The sequence below is a fragment of the Brevibacterium ravenspurgense genome, from assembly GCF_001584615.1.
GTDB classification, from domain to species: domain Bacteria; phylum Actinomycetota; class Actinomycetes; order Actinomycetales; family Brevibacteriaceae; genus Brevibacterium; species Brevibacterium ravenspurgense.
Window position 1 is genome coordinate 101,617 of record NZ_LQQC01000005.1, and the last position, 15,541, is coordinate 117,157.

14 protein-coding genes are annotated in these 15,541 nt (G+C 60.9%); 3 read left to right on the forward strand and 11 right to left on the reverse strand.

The features are described 5' to 3' along the window. Positions 1-62: 62 nt before the first annotated feature. From Bravens_RS02430 to Bravens_RS02470, 8 genes are all read right to left on the reverse strand, one after another. Positions 63-428, reverse strand: a complete 366-nt coding sequence (locus Bravens_RS02430; RefSeq protein WP_019174168.1) for a GntR family transcriptional regulator — start codon at positions 426-428, stop codon at positions 63-65. Beyond that, positions 428-1,420 (reverse strand): hypothetical protein, encoded by a 993-nt coding sequence (locus Bravens_RS02435; protein WP_062019996.1) that lies wholly within the window; start codon positions 1,418-1,420, stop codon positions 428-430. The genes Bravens_RS02430 and Bravens_RS02435 overlap by 1 nt, the downstream gene beginning before the upstream one ends. 237 nt (positions 1,421-1,657) lie before the next feature. Then, positions 1,658-2,311, reverse strand: a complete 654-nt coding sequence (locus Bravens_RS02440) for a biliverdin-producing heme oxygenase (RefSeq protein ID WP_061941810.1) — start codon at positions 2,309-2,311, stop codon at positions 1,658-1,660. A 60-nt stretch (positions 2,312-2,371) separates the two neighbouring features. Further along, positions 2,372-4,564, reverse strand: coding sequence for an HtaA domain-containing protein (locus tag Bravens_RS10665; RefSeq protein WP_082790983.1), 2,193 nt, complete (start codon positions 4,562-4,564; stop codon positions 2,372-2,374). Continuing rightward, entirely contained in the window at positions 4,561-5,922 is a 1,362-nt protein-coding gene (locus Bravens_RS02450) for a hypothetical protein (protein ID WP_062019998.1), read from the reverse strand. Before Bravens_RS02450 ends, Bravens_RS10665 begins: the two co-directional genes overlap by 4 nt. Next, positions 5,919-6,770 carry a heme ABC transporter ATP-binding protein gene (locus tag Bravens_RS02455; RefSeq protein ID WP_062020000.1) on the reverse strand — a complete coding sequence of 284 codons (852 nt, stop codon included), beginning with the start codon at positions 6,768-6,770 and terminating at the stop codon, positions 5,919-5,921. Before Bravens_RS02455 ends, Bravens_RS02450 begins: the two co-directional genes overlap by 4 nt. Next, positions 6,767-7,789, reverse strand: coding sequence for a FecCD family ABC transporter permease (locus Bravens_RS02460; protein WP_019174173.1), 1,023 nt, complete (start codon positions 7,787-7,789; stop codon positions 6,767-6,769). Before Bravens_RS02460 ends, Bravens_RS02455 begins: the two co-directional genes overlap by 4 nt. A gap of 191 nt (positions 7,790-7,980) precedes the next feature. Next, the gene (locus Bravens_RS02470) at positions 7,981-9,096 is read right to left on the reverse strand and encodes a heme/hemin ABC transporter substrate-binding protein (protein WP_244878096.1); all 1,116 of its coding nucleotides are present in this window, start codon (positions 9,094-9,096) and stop codon (positions 7,981-7,983) included. A 332-nt stretch (positions 9,097-9,428) separates the two neighbouring features. Between Bravens_RS02470 and Bravens_RS10745 the strand changes: the two genes are divergently transcribed. Continuing rightward, positions 9,429-12,269: an HtaA domain-containing protein gene (locus Bravens_RS10745; RefSeq protein WP_244878097.1), complete on the forward strand. Its 2,841-nt coding sequence runs from the start codon at positions 9,429-9,431 to the stop codon at positions 12,267-12,269. A gap of 249 nt (positions 12,270-12,518) precedes the next feature. Here Bravens_RS10745 and Bravens_RS10750 read toward each other — a convergent pair whose 3' ends face one another. The 3 genes from Bravens_RS10750 to Bravens_RS02485 all read right to left on the reverse strand — a co-directional run bounded on the left by Bravens_RS10750 (position 12,519) and on the right by Bravens_RS02485 (position 14,130). Then, positions 12,519-12,791: a 3-hydroxyacyl-CoA dehydrogenase family protein gene (locus tag Bravens_RS10750; protein ID WP_244878098.1), complete on the reverse strand. Its 273-nt coding sequence runs from the start codon at positions 12,789-12,791 to the stop codon at positions 12,519-12,521. 44 nt (positions 12,792-12,835) lie between these two features. Further along, the gene (locus Bravens_RS10755; protein ID WP_244878099.1) at positions 12,836-13,423 is read right to left on the reverse strand and encodes a 3-hydroxyacyl-CoA dehydrogenase NAD-binding domain-containing protein; all 588 of its coding nucleotides are present in this window, start codon (positions 13,421-13,423) and stop codon (positions 12,836-12,838) included. A 191-nt stretch (positions 13,424-13,614) separates the two neighbouring features. Further along, positions 13,615-14,130 carry an aldo/keto reductase gene (locus Bravens_RS02485; RefSeq protein WP_062020005.1) on the reverse strand — a complete coding sequence of 172 codons (516 nt, stop codon included), beginning with the start codon at positions 14,128-14,130 and terminating at the stop codon, positions 13,615-13,617. Positions 14,131-14,222: 92 nt separating this feature from the next. Between Bravens_RS02485 and Bravens_RS02490 the strand changes: the two genes are divergently transcribed. Next, the gene (locus Bravens_RS02490) at positions 14,223-14,963 is read left to right on the forward strand and encodes a CBS domain-containing protein (protein ID WP_167346384.1); all 741 of its coding nucleotides are present in this window, start codon (positions 14,223-14,225) and stop codon (positions 14,961-14,963) included. Positions 14,964-15,178: 215 nt separating this feature from the next. After that, complete coding sequence (locus Bravens_RS02495) at positions 15,179-15,433, forward strand: type IIL restriction-modification enzyme MmeI (protein ID WP_062020009.1); 255 nt, start codon at positions 15,179-15,181, stop codon at positions 15,431-15,433. The last annotated feature ends 108 nt before the right edge of the window (positions 15,434-15,541 follow it).

Consider the following 15,541-nt stretch of genomic DNA (forward strand, 5'->3'; position numbering starts at 1 on the left):
CTCACCTTCTCAGGTGAGCGGCACCTCGTCCTTTGTGTTGGGGTGGGCGGTCCGGTGGCCGGTCAGCCTTTCTTCAGTTCCGCGAAGGCCCGCTGCAGCAGTCGGACTGCCGCGTCGACGTCGATGCCCTGTGCGCTGAGTGCCCTGGCGTGAGCGCGGGAGGCTTCCAGTGCGGGATCGGTGTCATCCGGGGTGTCTTCCGTGACGATCGTTCCGTTCCGTCCGGCCGTGCGCACATAGCTGCGGCGTTCCAGTTCCCGGTACGTGCGGGCCACGGTGTTGGGGGCCAACCCAAGGTCACCGGCCAGGCGGCGCACTGCCGGCAGACGAGCCCCCGGCGGCAGCTGTCCCGACTCGATTTGGGCCATCAGCTGATCGCGCAGCTGTTCATACGGCGGAACATCACTCTTGGGGTCGATGCGCAGCATTACTTGCCCTCCCCCTGTTCGCCGTCGGCCGGGTTCTGGTTGTTGGGTGAGCCGGCTTCCGAGGTCCGGCTGATCTCAGCCGGCGCGTTCGGCCACAGCTTGCGCCACGGGGTGCGGTTCAAACGTCCCGGCAGAAGGGGCAGGGTGACCATCGCCGCAGCAACAAGGCCGATGATGAAAGCTGCGAAGGCGAGCGTGATTGTCAGGTCTTCTGCGCCTTCCCGCACAGCTGGGCGCGATACGACGTCAACAACGCTGATCAGCGAAAAGATTGCCGCGACGACTGCCATGGCCACCGCGTTGTCACCCAGTGCGCGCAGGGCTGTTGTGCGTTCTGCGTCATCCCATGCCAGTTCGAGGTCGTTCCCTGCGTGCTGCGGGCTTGCCACAAGTTTGTGAGCGGCGTAGAACATGACGGCCCACATGGCCAGAAGCACAATGTTTGCCCCGGTAAGAGCAGCAAATCGACCGTCGAACTCAGCCGGCATGTGCGGAACTTTGGCGGCGAGCACCCACATTCCGACGGTGCTGATAACCAGTGATGCGGGGACCAGGAAGAAGCAGATCACCTCGCTCTTGCTGACGTAGTCCGGCACGGTTGTGTGTATTGCTCGGGCCACCCGTGGGCGGTCTTCGGCAAGGGGCGTCGTGCGCAGCACCGGCAGCACACTGCCGAAGGCGCTTCCCACCGCGACCCCGCCCAAAATGAGCGGTGCGTAAACGGCTTCTCCGTTATCCCAACCGGCAATCATCCGAAGGAGAGCCACTGCGAGGAAGCCGATCAGCAGGCCCCCAATTGCCCACGTGAGCGATGACCGTTCACGGCCGACCAGCCGATCGGTGATCGCCGGGCGAAGATCACCGGGAAGCGGGAGTCCCTGTTTGGCTGCGTGCTTATCGATTTCTTTGGTGTTCACTTTGCCGAACCCGCCCGTGAAGGGAGCTTGGGCCAGCACTACGCCGATGATGATCACAATCCAGAATGTCTGCATCGCCTCTCCTTTCGTATCAATACATAAAATAATGTACTGATACAAAGTTGGGGTGCGCAACCCCCTTCAGGAAAAACACAGAAAAAAGGACGAGGTGCCGCTCACCTTCTCAGGTGAGCGGCACCTCGTCCTTTGTGTTGGGGTGGGGCCCCAGCGGGGCACGCCGCGGCGAAGCAGCGCTACAGCACCAAAGCGCTCATCACCTCGACACCCACCACGCTTGTCAGCTGGGAGCGGTCACAGTCCGCGCGCTGCTCCGAGTTCGCGGAAGATCGCCTTGTTCAGGCGGAAGCCAAGTTCGGCTTCGGCGATGAGAGCTTCCTGCTGTGCTTCGCTCAGCGACACAGCGTCAAGCTTGGCCCTGTAGTCGTCCTTGAACAGCTTCGGCTTGTCGATTCCGGGGAAGCGCCACATGTTGAGTGCTTCGTCTTCGATCGAGTAGTGCCGCTTGACCAGTTTGCCGATTGCCAAGCCGCCGGACAGGTCACCCAGGTAGCGCAGGTAGTGGTGGGCCAGCAGCTGTTCGGGCTCAAGCCCAGACTGGAAGCGCTCTGCCAGCAGGCGCGTTGCTGTGACCGGCACCGGCGGCTTCCTGTCAGTGCCGAGCAGCTGGTCGAGGTCGTCATTGATTGCCTGCGTGCGTGCCAGTCCGGGGTGGTCGAACATTGCGAGCACCGAACCCGATGATGCGGCCTGCACAGCCGATTCCAGTGCCGGATACAGCACTGCGTACTGTTCCAGCAGCGCAATGTAGGCTTCGCGGTCGAGTTTTCCTCCCATGAGATCGACAATGAAGCGCTCGGATTCGGCCGCGCTGTGTTCGCGCTGGGTTTCTTCGCGCAGTCGCTGTGAGAACGACGCAGTTTCCGCGGGTGGGACTGTGATGGTCATGTTTCCTCCACGAGGTGTTGGCCCGGTTTCGGGGTTTCTTTCTTTTTGTCTGTAAGCGGTTTAGGTCCAGGTGCTCGGGTCAAGCCCGATGTTTCTGCGCAGCAGCCAGCCGATTCCGACGGTTGCCGCGATGCCTGCGGCTGCGGTTGCTCCGCCAAGCCCCCAGCTCTTCGCACTGATTGAGCCCATGCCTTCGGATCGGCGAGCTTCGGCTGCGGTGGCAGCGAAAGCGGTCTTGTCTTCCACGTCTGCCGGCTGAGCACTGGGGTTCTGCGGCAGAGCGCCCGGCCCACTGCCGGATCCGGCAGCGCCGGGGCCGCCGACGCCGGACCCGCCGACGGTGCTTGAACCGGGCACGGTTGAACCGGTCGCGCCTGCACCGGCAGCGCTTTGACCAGGTTTGGCCGGTTCTGGCGCTGGGGGCTCGAAGCTGTTGTCAAAGGCAACCGTCAGCGGCAGCGCGGGTTTGCGTGCGTCTGCAATTCCGCCCGAGGAGTACCAGTAGGAGCTCTGCCCGGTTTTGACGTTGAAGTCGACAAAGCTCTTGGGGAATGAACCCCATTCGCTTCCGGTGCGGTCCTGCGGCGTAATACCGTCGCCCGCGTTGTATTCAACACCCAGATAGTCGGGGGTGACGGTGAATCCACCGTCCTTGACTGCCTTGCCCACATCGAGGCCGGAGAAAGTCGCCAGCGTGATGGTTTCGGACTTCAGCTTCTCCCATTTCGACAGGTCGTCCATGTCTGCGCCGTAGCCGGATGCGGTACCCGTCAGCTCGCCCTTGCCGTCCTGTGTGACTGTCAGCTTCGGATCGGCGACCGACCAGTAGGTCATGCCGGAGTAGAACACGATCGTGAAGCCGCCGTCCCAGCTGGCAGTGATTCCGCCGTCCTCGAAGTCAATGCTTCCGGCGCCCATGTTCAACCGCGATTCGTGGTGCGAGTTCTTGTCGGCTGCTACGACTCGCCCGCCGTAGCGGTCATCACACTTGTTCTGCCATGTCGCGGTGTGGAACTTTCCGGAGGCATCGGGCTTTTCGATCTTCACGTTGCCGTCTGTTGGCTTGTACAGCTTTCCGGGTGCGTCCCACACAACAGCCCCGCCGCTGTCCGGGGACACTCCCGCGGACAGGAAGTTGCAGGTGCCGGGTGCGAACCCACCGGCGCTGCTTTCCTTGTTGATCGCCCAGAACAGGGTCGCGTCTGATCCCTTCGGGGTTTTCGATGGCTTCTTTTCTTCTGACGGGGTACTGCCCGGCTTCTCCTCGCTGTCTCCCCCGGTGTCGGGTTTCGGCTTGGGCTGCTGCGAATCAGTCGAAGGCTGTTCGGGCACGATCGGGGTGCCCGTGAACGACACGCTCAGCGGGCTGGGCTTCTTGCGCACATCAGCGGCTCCGCCGGAGGTGTACCAGTACTGGGTCTGGCCGGTCAGCACATTGAAGTCCACCCAACTCTTGGGGAAGGAACCCCAGCCTTCTTTTTCTTTGTTCTGGTCTGGCTGTCCGCTGTCGATGCCTTCGTAGTCAGGGGTGACGGTGAAGCCGTTTTTATCGAGCTCAACCGTGTTGTTTTCAAAGTCGGCGATGGTGCCTTCAACGGGGTTGAGCTTTTCCCACTTTTCTAGGTCCTCCATGTCGGTGCCGTAGCCGGAGAAGGTGCCGGTGAGCTTGCCCTTGCCGTTCTTCACTTCGAGCTTGGGATTGCTCACCGACCAGTAGGTGTATCCGGAGTAGTACACCAGGGTGAACGAACCCTCCCACTGAATGGTTCCCGTGTTCGCAACGGTGTCCACTTCTCCCTTACCGCCGGAGAACTGGACGTAGTTTCCAGAGTTCACGCCTGAGGTGTTGACGCGTTTGCCTTCCGGGGTCTGGCACTTGTTGTCCCACGTGATCGGCTGAGCTTTTCCATCCTCAGTGGGCCGCAGAATCTCCACGTTGCCGTCTTTCGCCTTGAACAGTCCGCGCTTTTCGGCGTCATTCGGCCACAACGAGGATCCCCCGTTGTCGCCTGCCACACCTGCGGAAAGGAAGTTGCATGAACCGGGCAGATACGCACCTGAGCCGGATTCTGCATTGATTCCCCACGTGAGGGCGGCGTCTGAGATTTTCAGCTTCGACGACTCACCCTCGGACCCTTCCGTGCTGTCAGCAGGCGATGCGAAAGCTGCCGTGCCGATTGCGATACCCGCAGCAAAGAGGAACAGCAGAAACGCTGCCGCGGCTGCCACCAGGGTTATTGCTGTGCGCTTCATCGCTGATCCTCCCGTGCATCTGCTTCGCCCAGCAGGCGATCCATGACGAGCGTTGGGGAATCCCCGCCGGCAGCACCGGGTGGTGCGCCCTCGGAATGCACCTGCTGACTGCCCGCCGCCTGGCGCTGCGTGTGGCTGCCGGTGGCCCCTGCGTCGTTGTGGATGAGTTCAAAGAACCGCATGGGTCCGGCCGCAGGATGGTCCTGTGCACCGGACTGCCCAGCGTAGGAGTGCTGTTCGGCGATGACCGGATAGCGCACTCCCGCGTCTTCCATGTCAGCGCGGGCGATCTTGGCATCGGCTGCCCTTTCGCGTTTGCGGGTGCGCGCATCCTGCTTCACGCGGAACTTCTGCAGTTTGCGTTCGCGCTTGTGCTCTGCCGCGATAGCGCGCTTAGCCCTACGCGTGCGCACGCGCTCCAATGCTTCGGGGCTGACACCCAGAAGCAGCGATTTCACTGCCATGTAGGAACCGACTCCCACGGCCAGGGCAACCGCACAGATGGCGAGAACAACCCCGATCATCAGCAGAAACACCATGCGGTTGGCGTTCGTGTTGATCGCATCAACCTGATCGGGCTCCAGCAGGGGCCCTGACACCGGCTGCTGTCCACCCGCTGCTCCCGGTGCCGGTGCGGCGGGGGCGTCTGCGTTCTTCTGGTCCTTGTTGTCCTTCTGCGCATTGGCTTTCGGTGCGGCTGCCGCGCCGGATGCGCCGTTGTTCTGCTGCTGTTCGCCGCCGGACTGGCCAGCCGCTGCGGCAGCAGGGAACTCAATCGGCGTGAAGGTTTCGTTCTTGGCGTTCGCCACGCCGTGCGCGCCGATCGTGATGATGCCGCAGCGCTCACGCGTGCAGTCAACATCGACCGGATTGCGCTCGCGGTCATAGGACGTGAAGCGAGCGCCCGGCAGGATGATTTCGCCGGACCATGTTCCGTCGGCCTTCAGTGTGCCGCCGTTGGCAGCGTGAGCTGTTGACGATCCCGGGAACGTGACGAACAGCTGATAGCCCACCGGATTCGATTCATCGTCATAGGCGTAGCGCAGGTTTGTGCCCGTCTTGCCGCCCTTGCTGGGCTGCCACGTGCCTTCGGCAACACCGAACAGAACATAGATGCCGCCAAAGCCGTTCTGCACCGATTGGAAACCGCTGCCGGAAAGTTTGAGGGTCGAGGTGCCGTCAACAGAAGGCGTCCCCGACACGGAAACCCGGGCCGCCGCCTGGGCGGGTTCGGGACTGACAGCGGCACTCGCGAAAGCGCCCATGCCGCCTATGAGCACAGCGGCAGCCGCGGCAGCCAACCGCCGCAGACCCAGCCGCTTCTTCCGGCTGCCCGGTGCTTGTCCAGGCTGATTCATGACATGTCCTTTCTAGAAGGGCGAACCGGCACCACAAGCGGTGAACCGGATACCGGGTCGGTGAGAACAGTGACGGGATGGCCGTAGGCTTCGCTGATCCGCTCGGCTGTCAGCACCTCTTCCGGTGTGCCGTCAGCGGCGATGCGGCCGTTGTTGAGCAGGGCGATTCGGTCCGCGTAGGCACCGGCCAGATCAAGGCTGTGCAGAACCACAACAACAGCCGAGCCGGTGGCCGCATATTCACGGGCAATCGTCAGTACGAGCTCCTGGTGGCGGATGTCCATAGCCGCTGTCGGTTCGTCCAACAGCAGAATTGGGGCGGCCTGCGCAAGGACGCGGCCCAAAGCGGCGCGCGACCGCTCCCCTCCGGACAGCGAGGTGAAGGTGCGGGAAGCAAAGCGGCTCGTGTCCGTGCGCTCCAGGACTGCGGACACGATCGTGTCGTCATCGGCTGCCGCCTGCGTCCGCTGCCACGGGGCGCGGCCCATTTCAACGACCTCCAACACCGTAAACGGGAACGACACATCGACCTGCTGCAGCAGAACAGCCCGGCGCATAGCCAGTTCGCGGGTGTTCCAGGCATAGGACGGGTGATCGTTGATGGTGACTGACCCGGAGGCTTCCTCAACATCCCCGGTGATGACACCCAGAAGTGTGGACTTCCCGGCGCCGTTGGGACCGACAAGAGCCAGCACCTCGCCCGCCCGGACATCCAGACTGGCCCCCTCAAGTACCTTCCTTTCGCCGTCGTAGGACACCGTCACCTGGTCCACCGACAGCACGGTGCTTCCCGGTGCGGGGACTTCCGGCAGACGGCTTTCACGGCTGCGACGCAGCTTTTCGATCATGCCCAGCCTCCTGCCTCACGACGGCTGCGGCGCAGCAGATAGAAGAAGTACGGTCCGCCGATCAGCGCGGTCAGCATGCCAATCGGGAGGTCGGCGAACTCGATGAGCGTGCGCGCAGCCAGGTCGGCAAAGGTCAGCAGCACCGCGCCGCCGAGCACCGATGCCGGCAGCAGCAGACGGTGGCCCGGTCCCAACAGCATGCGCATCAGGTGCGGAACCACCAGACCGACGAAGGCGATGATGCCGACAAACGCAACCGCAGCACTGACCAGCAGAGCCGACAGGACCATGGCGTACAAGCGCAGACGCTCAACATCGACACCCAGGTGGCGGGCCGCCTTTTCACCCAGAGACACCAGGTCCAGGCCCCGGGCCAGAAACATCGTCAGGCCGATTCCCACGACCACCAGCGGAACGACAATCGCAACCTGTTCCCACCGGCTGCCGTTGAAGCTGCCCATCTGCCAGAACACGATCTGCTCACGTGCCTGCGTGGGGGCTTTGAACACGATGAACGAAATGAGCGCACCGGAAATCGCGTTGACCGCAACACCCGTGAGGATCAAAGTGACGACTTCCGTCCGGCCGTTCGACCGCGCCAAGACGTACACGACGATCGTTGTGACCAGACCGCACACAAACGCCAGGAACGGAACCGTGAATCCGCCCAGGAAGCTCAGGCCGTGCAGAAACGCAAACGACGCACCGACGGCAGCACCGGAAGACACTCCGATCGTGCCCGGTTCAGCCAGCGGGTTGCCGAAGATGCCCTGCATAACAGCACCGGCAATAGCCAAGGCAGCACCCACGAAGACCGTCAGAACAATCCGCGGGAAGCGCACTTCCCACAGGGCCTCAGCACCGAATTCGTGCGACGGACCGGGCAGCCAGTTGATGCCCACCGACTGCAGAACGGAACCCACAACTTCCTTCGGCGCAATGTAGAGCTGACCCAACATGGCCGAAAGCAGAGTTCCGCCAAGAAGCAGAACCACCAAAGTGGTGAAGACGGTGGTCACCCGAGCAGCCGACACCCTCCCGGAAGTCTTCTCACCGCGTCCCTCCCCCGGAACCCGGGCGGCAGGTGCCGAAGAAGCAGAACGGGAGCGGCGCCTCGTGCGCTGTTCGTCCAAAGGCGAACCGGCAAAAGGTGCGGGCGCGTCGAAACGCTCAGCAGATCTGGAATGAGTAGTGCTCAAGGGTTTTCTCCTTAGGCGTCCGCTTCAGCGGACTTTTCCTGTGGGACGTAGGCGTATTCGGGGGCGTGGACTGCCGTGCCCAGGGCTGCGATGACCTCCGCGGTGCGTGGGCCGAAGCTCATGACTTCGTAGTCGCTCATATCGACAATCCGACGGTGTTTGCCGGCGGGAGTCTGCGCAATGCCCGGCAGTTTGAGGGCTTCGTCGATGCCGCCGACGCTCTCCAGGCCCTTCGTCATGACCAAAATGACGTCCGGGGCGGCCTTCACCAGGGCTTCCGCGTTGGTCGGTGACATGCCCGCAAAGCCGACTTCAGTCGCAACATCACGTCCGCCGATTGCCTGAATGAGTGAATCCGCGCCGGAGCCTTTGCCGAACCAGTAGTAGATGTCGCCGCGCAGATACAGGAACACCGTGCGCGGACGGTCCGCCGGATTGTCCGGTGCGAGTGCCTGGATTCTCTTTTGGGTTTCGGCGATTTCCTTATCGACGCGCTTGGCCAGCTGTTCACCCGCATCTTGCAGGCCCAGCGCTTTGGCAACCGCAACGATCTGCGGGCTGACGCCCTGCACACCGTCCTCTGTCGCCGATGGAATGAACACCACCGGGATGCCGGCATTGCGCAGCTGAAGCTGAACGTCATAGGGGCCGATCGTCGAATCGGTCAGCACCACTGTGGGTGCCAGATTGAGGATTGCCTCCGCGTTGAGTTCGTGCCCGTTCTGGGTGACCAGCGGAAGTTCTTTCTGGCCCGGCATGAGCGACGACATCTGCGTGGAAACATCACGGCCGACCAGATTGCAGCCCAGACCCAGGCCGACAACCGCGGCGGCCAAACCGCCGTTTTGGTTGAGAGCCAGAATTCTCGAGGTGTCACGCACCGTCTGTTCGGGGCCATCGTCCGAGGTGACAGTCACCGGGAGGGTCTGCTGCTGATCTGCGAAATCTGCAATCGGCCGGATTTCGGAGGCCTGGGTGTAGGCAGTGGTCGGGCCGTGGATCTTGCTGACCGGACGTTTTTCGGAACTGGGAACATCCGGGATGTTCGGAAGCTGCGCCGCCGAGGTTGCCGGCGGGGGTACGCACTGTTGGGAGTGCGCGACATTGAGGGTGCCGACGTTGTGCAAACCGTTGTTCCACAGAAAAAGCCCAACGGCGAGCAACGCTGCGGTTGCCGCGGCACGCCGTTTTCTTCGGCGAGGCATACGGCGCAAAGCCCGATTCAGGCCTCCTGGGCGACCTGGCTCTTCAGCCCGGCGCCACGCCCGAGAGTTGAGTTTCATTGCTTCCTTTTCTGTTCGAGTGCGCCTGAGGCACTCAACAAACATTCACCGAACCGTGAGTTGACTTACAGGGTGACTATAACTAAGGATAGCCTTACCTAAACGTTTTAGGTCAAGTCAGTTTCTCGTAAATCAGTTGCGAAATGTACGCACGACGTAAGTCCACAAGGAGAACAATGAAGTCATCATCGAGCGCGCCTTCGCGCCGCAATTGGCGCGCCTGCCTGGCCGGAAGCGTGGCACTCGCGCTGGGCGGGGCCGGTCTGCTGTCCGCGCACCCCGCCCAGGCCGCAGAACTCAATGTTTCGGACGCTGTCTTCAGCTGGGGTATCAACGCCGAATCCGGTGCGGGCGCTTATGCTCCCGGCACATGCAACTTCCTGTCCGCCGGTGTATCCGGCGATGCCGGGCAGTCCTCGCCGTGGTCCAAGGCAGACGCCGAAGCTAAGAAGCTCTTCAGCCCGGAAGAGGGCAATGTCAAGATCCTGCGGCCTACCGCTGATGGCGGCACACAGCCGATCACGTGGGACAACAAGTGCCAGACCCCGGAAGGCGAGAGGCTCAACACGTGGAACGGCGACAAAGCCAAGCGATCGGGCAACTTCGTTGAGATCTCCGGTGGCAAAGGCACAATCGACCCTGAAACGAATTCTGGAACCATTCAGTGGGAGGGTTCGTTCACCGTGGTGTACTACTCCGGATACACCTACTGGTCGGTGAGTGACCCGAAGCTCGAGGTGAAGAACGGCAAGGGCAAGCTCACCGGCACCTTCTCCGGCTACGGCACCGACATGGAGGACCTGTCCAAGTGGGAGAAGCTCAACCCCGTTGAAGGCACCATCGCCGACTTCGAAAACAACACGGTCGAGCTCGATGAAAACGGCTTCACCGTCACCCCGGACTACGAAGGCATCGACAGCGGACAGCCAGACCAGAACAAAGAAAAAGACGGCTGGGGTTCGTTCCCCAAGAGTTGGGTGGACTTCAACGTACTGACCGGCCAGACCCAGTACTGGTACACATCCGGCGGAGCTGCGGACCCACGCAAGGCCCCCACTGCTCTCACCGTGAAGTACAAGGCCGAAGAGCCTGAACCGCAGGTCGATGAGGAGACGATTAAGAACACCACTAAGAGCACGCACTCTGTTTCTGACAAGGGCCTGACGGTCAATGTGACCGGCGAAGGCTACGGCGTGCTGCCCAAGGCCAGCACTGGCCGGGATGCCAACGGTGTCTACGTCGCAATTGTCGACCGTAAGGTCAAGAACAGCGAAATCGAACTGTCACGCCCGTCCGCTAGGTCGGCTGCCGCAGAAAAGTCGTCGAAGGAACCGGTTGCCGTTGAGTACATTCCCAGCAGCGCCATCAAGGACGGCAAGCTCGACGCCCAGACGACCGCAGCAGCAGACAAGCTGAACAAGGACACCGACTACGACACCGTCGTATGGGTAGCCCACGGCAACCCGAACGACGACACCGTCCTCCACCGCTCCAACATCAACCTCACCGACGAACAGAAGAACACCCTGTTCCCAGCCGAAGAGCCCCAGGAACCGGAAGCCCCCGAACCGCAGGATCCGAAGGAACCGGAGGATCCGAAGGAACCGGAGGATCCGAAGGAACCGGAGGATCCGAAGGAACCGGAGGATCCGAAGGAACCGGAGGATCCAAAAGACCCTGAAACAAAGGATCCCGAGGCACCAGAAAACGGCAACGACAAGCCAACGGACCCCAAGGAACCTGAAACCAACGAGCCCGGCACCCCGGACGACGGCGGCGACAAGCCCAAGGACCCCGAGGTGAAGGACCCCGAAGCCAACGAACCCGGAACCCCGGACGACAGCGACGAGAAGGACAAGGATCAGGACAAGGAGCGTAAGACCGAGAGCACGCCGACTGTCTCGGGCAAGAACCTGGTCGTGAACGTCTCTGGCGAAGGCTACAACGACCTGCCTAAGGGCGTGTACGTTGCAATTGTCGACCGCGAGGTTAAAAGCACCGACATCACCCTGCCGAGTGCTATGGCTGGTTCAGGTGCGGTGCAGCCGGTCACCTTCTCGGCTTCCGCAGCAAAGCAGTCGACAGAACCCGTTGCCTTTGAACACGTCTCCGCTGAGGACCTCAAGGACGGTAAGCTCAGTGCCAAGGTGACCGCAGCAGCAGACAAGCTGAACAAGGACACCGACTACGACACCGTCGTATGGGTAGCCCCCGGCAACCCGAACGACGACACCGTCCTCCACCGCTCCAACATCAACCTCACCGACGAACAGAAGAACACCCTGTTCGCGACTGAAGACCCGCAGGAACCTCAGGACCCACAGGAACCGCAGGATCCGAAGGAACCGGAAACTCCTGACACCCCGGAAAACGGCGGCGACAAGCCGACCGACCCCAAGGATCCCGAGACTAACGACCCCAAGGATCCGGAACCGCAGGACCCGAAGGATCCCGAAGCCAACGAACCCGAAGCACCCGACACCCCGGACGACGGCGGCGACAAGCCCAAGGACCCCGAGGCTAAGGACCCTGAAGCCAAGGACCCCGAAGGGAACGAACCGGACGCTAAGGACCCCGAAGAGGCTCCTGAAGCAGGCGAAAACGACAAGGGCAAGCCGGAAGCCAAGGACCCTGAAGACCAGAAGCCCGGTGCGGAAGCTCCTGGAGCTGACAAGCCCGGCACCCCGGACAATGACGGCGACAAGCCCAAGGACCCCGAGGCTAAGGACCCTGAAGCCAAGGACCCCGAAGAGGCTCCTGAAGCAGGCGAAAACGACAAGGGCAAGCCGGAAGCCAAGGACCCTGAAGACCAGAAGCCCGGTGCGGAAGCTCCTGGAGCTGACAAGCCCGGCACCTCGGGAACTTCAGGTTCTCAGGACAACGGCACGAAGCCCAGCTCCTCCGCATCCGGCAGCCTGCCGCGCACCGGTGCGACCGGTCTGGCAGTTGGGCTTGCTGGCATCGCACTGCTTGCAGTCGGTGGAGTGGCCGTAATCATTTCTGGTCGCCGAATCTAAGCGAAACGCAGGAACTTCTGCAGTGACTCTCTCCTGGCCGGTCGGGCGAAAGCCCGGCCGGCCGTTCGCTTCCCACCCTTTCGACAGGCATCGAACCGCCAGACCTTTATGCCATCTGTATTAGGGGTCTGTGGCACAGATTCATCCGCGCAGATGGTCAGCCAAACTCAGAGGCCGGCTCCCCCGAGAAGGGTCGGAAGTCTGCGCTTCTCCTTGCCCCAGCATGAACAGCAACTGGGGCTCAGCGCATTACTGCTTGAAGAAGTCGTTTGCGCCGGTGATGTTGCCGGCATCGTCGTAGACGTAGAAGCCCTTGCGGTCAGCCACGCCGCTGAATCCAGCGTCGATGGCCTCCTGGAGCTTGTCGGCGAAGCCCTTGCCGATCTCTGTGCCGGAGTTGCGGGCAATGTGGGAGGCAACGTGGAAGCCGACGACGTCGTAGACCTCGAACGGACCGCGGGGGTTGCCTGTTCCGAGTTTCCAGGCGTTGTCGATGTCTTCGGGGTTGCCGACTCCATTCATGTACAGGTCTTTGCCTGCGTTCAGCCACGGAATGAGCATCGAGTTCAGGAAGTGCCGGGGGTTTCCTTCTTCACGTAAGCGGGAACCATGCCGGTTTCTTCCGCGTACTTCAGTGCTTTTTCGACGAACTTTTCGTCCGTCTTCGGGGTTCCCATGACTTCGGCGAGGTTCTGCTTCCAGATGCGGTTGGCGTAGTGGATGGCAAGGAAGCGTTCGGGAGCGCCGGACGAGTCAGCAAAGAGCGACGGCAGCAGCGACGAGGTGTTCGTCGCAAACACGGTTCGCTCATCAGCCAGCTTGCCCACCTTTTCCCACGTCTCGCGCTTGAGTTCAAGGTTTTCTGGGACTGCTTCGATGACGATGTCCGTGTCTGAAACTGCCTCTTTGAGATCAGTGGTGGTGGAGATCCGCTTCAGAGCTTCATCGAACTTGTCGGCAGTGAAGTCCTCAAGGTCTTCTTCGTATCCGGCGCGCATCCAGTCCCAGCGCGCGGGAAGCTTATCGAGCGATTCCTGGAAGGCATCGTAAATGGTGACGTCTTTGCCGTGGTATGCGGCCTGCATGGCGATCTGTGATCCGAGAACGCCGCCGCCGAGGATGCTTACAGTCTTGAACTCAGTTATATTTGTCATCTCCAAAGAGAAAAGTCCTCTTATTCGCGCGGGTCAACATCTCTGAGATCTCGAGCTTTCTGCCAGTTGGCCCTCTATCTACGCAAATGCCTGGGCGCCGCGAATTATTCCGTTGGCGATTCCGTCTGTGCAGGTGCTTCGATCGATGCGATCGCCAGAGCCGCTCGGGCTGCGGTCTTCGCGGACAAACCTCACCATTCCTCGTGCTCGCGGCTGTCCCACGCGTGTTCTTCTCCGAGATCAAGCGTGGCCAGCAGGGCGCGGTCATCGTCATCCAGCTCGAAGTTGAAGGTGGCATTCGAGGCCTGACGCTGCGGGTCTTTCGACTTGGGAATCACGATGATGCCTTGATCAACAATCCACTTCAGCACCACCTGGTGTGGGTCGACGTCATGCTTGGCAGCGATCTTGTGAACGACAATCTGGTCGAGCAGGTCTTCACGCATACCGAGCGAGCCCCACGCCTCAGTGACGATGCCGTGTTCGGCGTGGAAGCGGACAGCCTCACTGCGGGCCAGCGCAGGGGAAAGCTGAATCTGATTCATCACCGGCCATACCCCAGTGGCGTCGTGCAGTTCGGTGAGCTGCTCGGGACGGAAGTTCGACACACCCACGTGGGTGATGACGCCTTCCTCCTTCAGCTGCACGAGGGTCTCCCACGTCTCGACGGTGAGCCCGCGCGACAGGTTCGGCCAAGACCCGAACACTCAATGATCCAGACGGATCTCCACTGGTCGAGTGTTCAGATGCGTAACTCAGATAATGGGATGACCACATGTCAATGACGAAAGGTTATGTTGTGACGCCAACCCTCGAGTCCGACGAACTGCTTGATCGATTCCTTTCCGCTGTCGAGGAGATTGTGGAGATCCTCTCAAAAAGGTACAACCGCGAGTTCAAGGGGATCGGTGAAGCAATACGCACCGCCAACGATCGGAACGATCCTGTGGTTCAGAGGAACTTCAGGATGCTGAAAACGCTGGCCGACCTCCGTAACGCGATTCAGCATGGTGACCGGAAGCAGGGCATGCCTGTTGCGACACCGCGTGAAGACACGGTCGAATGGATTGAAACCTTGGAGAAGCAGATCAAGCAAGCACCCCAGGTGAAGGACCACATGATCAAAGACGTTGATGTGTTGTCTTCCAGCCATTCGTTGGCCGATGCAGCTGCCGAGATCATCAAGCACGACATCTCTCAGATGCCCGTCTATGACGGCAAGCAGTACATCGGCCTGTTCACCACCAACGCCATGGCGCGCTGGCTCAGCAAACACATCGACACCGACGGAGTGTTGATGGCCGAGAAAGTCACCGTTGCCGAGGTCCTGGAGTGTGCTGAGAACAACGAGAAGGTGAAGTTCTACAAGCCCACATCACCGGTCCACAAGGTCTGCAGTGATTTGGGCTCTGCCGATGGACCTGTTATCTGCTTGATCACGACCGATGGCAAAGAGACCGGTCAGCTACAAGGACTGGTCACACGCTTTGACGTATCCAGGATTCTCAAGGAGACGTCGATCGATAAGAGACGTCGATGATTCACAGGGGTCGGTGTGGTTCGGCGGCATGCGCCTCACGTAACCGCAGAGGTCCCCTAACCGGTTTCTTACTTACCAGTTCTTCATCTTGACTGAGTCTACCGTTGAGTAACAAAGGCTCGTGACGACCACCGGTGCGTGCTGATCCACCGTTTCAATCAGCGAATTGTCAATAATGGGTTGATAAACGAACAACTTGACAGCGGGGTGTTGGTATGGCCGACAAACGAGTAGCGGCACGCAACTTCATCGATCAATGGTCAGCCGCGAAGGGATACGAGAAAGGGGAAACGCAGCTCTTCTGGCTACAGCTTCTTCGCGATGTCCTCGGTATGGAATCCACCACCACCGAAGTCCATTTCGAAGTTAAGACATACAGGTCGGGGTACATCGATATGCATGTCCCGACGGCAAAAACCCTAGTCGAACAGAAATCACGTGGTGTTGATCTTGAGGTTACCCTCGTTTAGTGGACACCCTATTAGTGCGGATCTTGTGTCCGTAGGAGAGGATGTTCATTGTGAGTCAACAGCGCAAGAAGTACACGCCGGAGTATCGGCGTGAAGCCGCGAACCTGG

What these genes read in the sequence shown, in the direction of transcription:
- Bravens_RS02430 (WP_019174168.1), bottom strand. Translation starts at nt 428, where the DNA reads ATGCTGCGCATCGACCCCAAGAGTGATGTTCCGCCGTATGAACAGCTG.
- Bravens_RS02435 (WP_062019996.1), bottom strand. Translation starts at nt 1,420, where the DNA reads ATGCAGACATTCTGGATTGTGATCATCATCGGCGTAGTGCTGGCCCAA.
- Bravens_RS02440 (WP_061941810.1), bottom strand. Translation starts at nt 2,311, where the DNA reads ATGACCATCACAGTCCCACCCGCGGAAACTGCGTCGTTCTCACAGCGA.
- Bravens_RS10665 (WP_082790983.1), bottom strand. Translation starts at nt 4,564, where the DNA reads ATGAAGCGCACAGCAATAACCCTGGTGGCAGCCGCGGCAGCGTTTCTG.
- Bravens_RS02450 (WP_062019998.1), bottom strand. Translation starts at nt 5,922, where the DNA reads ATGAATCAGCCTGGACAAGCACCGGGCAGCCGGAAGAAGCGGCTGGGT.
- Bravens_RS02455 (WP_062020000.1), bottom strand. Translation starts at nt 6,770, where the DNA reads ATGATCGAAAAGCTGCGTCGCAGCCGTGAAAGCCGTCTGCCGGAAGTC.
- Bravens_RS10745 (WP_244878097.1), top strand. Translation starts at nt 9,429, where the DNA reads ATGAAGTCATCATCGAGCGCGCCTTCGCGCCGCAATTGGCGCGCCTGC.
- Bravens_RS10750 (WP_244878098.1), bottom strand. Translation starts at nt 12,791, where the DNA reads ATGAATGGAGTCGGCAACCCCGAAGACATCGACAACGCCTGGAAACTC.
- Bravens_RS10755 (WP_244878099.1), bottom strand. Translation starts at nt 13,423, where the DNA reads ATGACAAATATAACTGAGTTCAAGACTGTAAGCATCCTCGGCGGCGGC.
- Bravens_RS02495 (WP_062020009.1), top strand. Translation starts at nt 15,179, where the DNA reads ATGGCCGACAAACGAGTAGCGGCACGCAACTTCATCGATCAATGGTCA.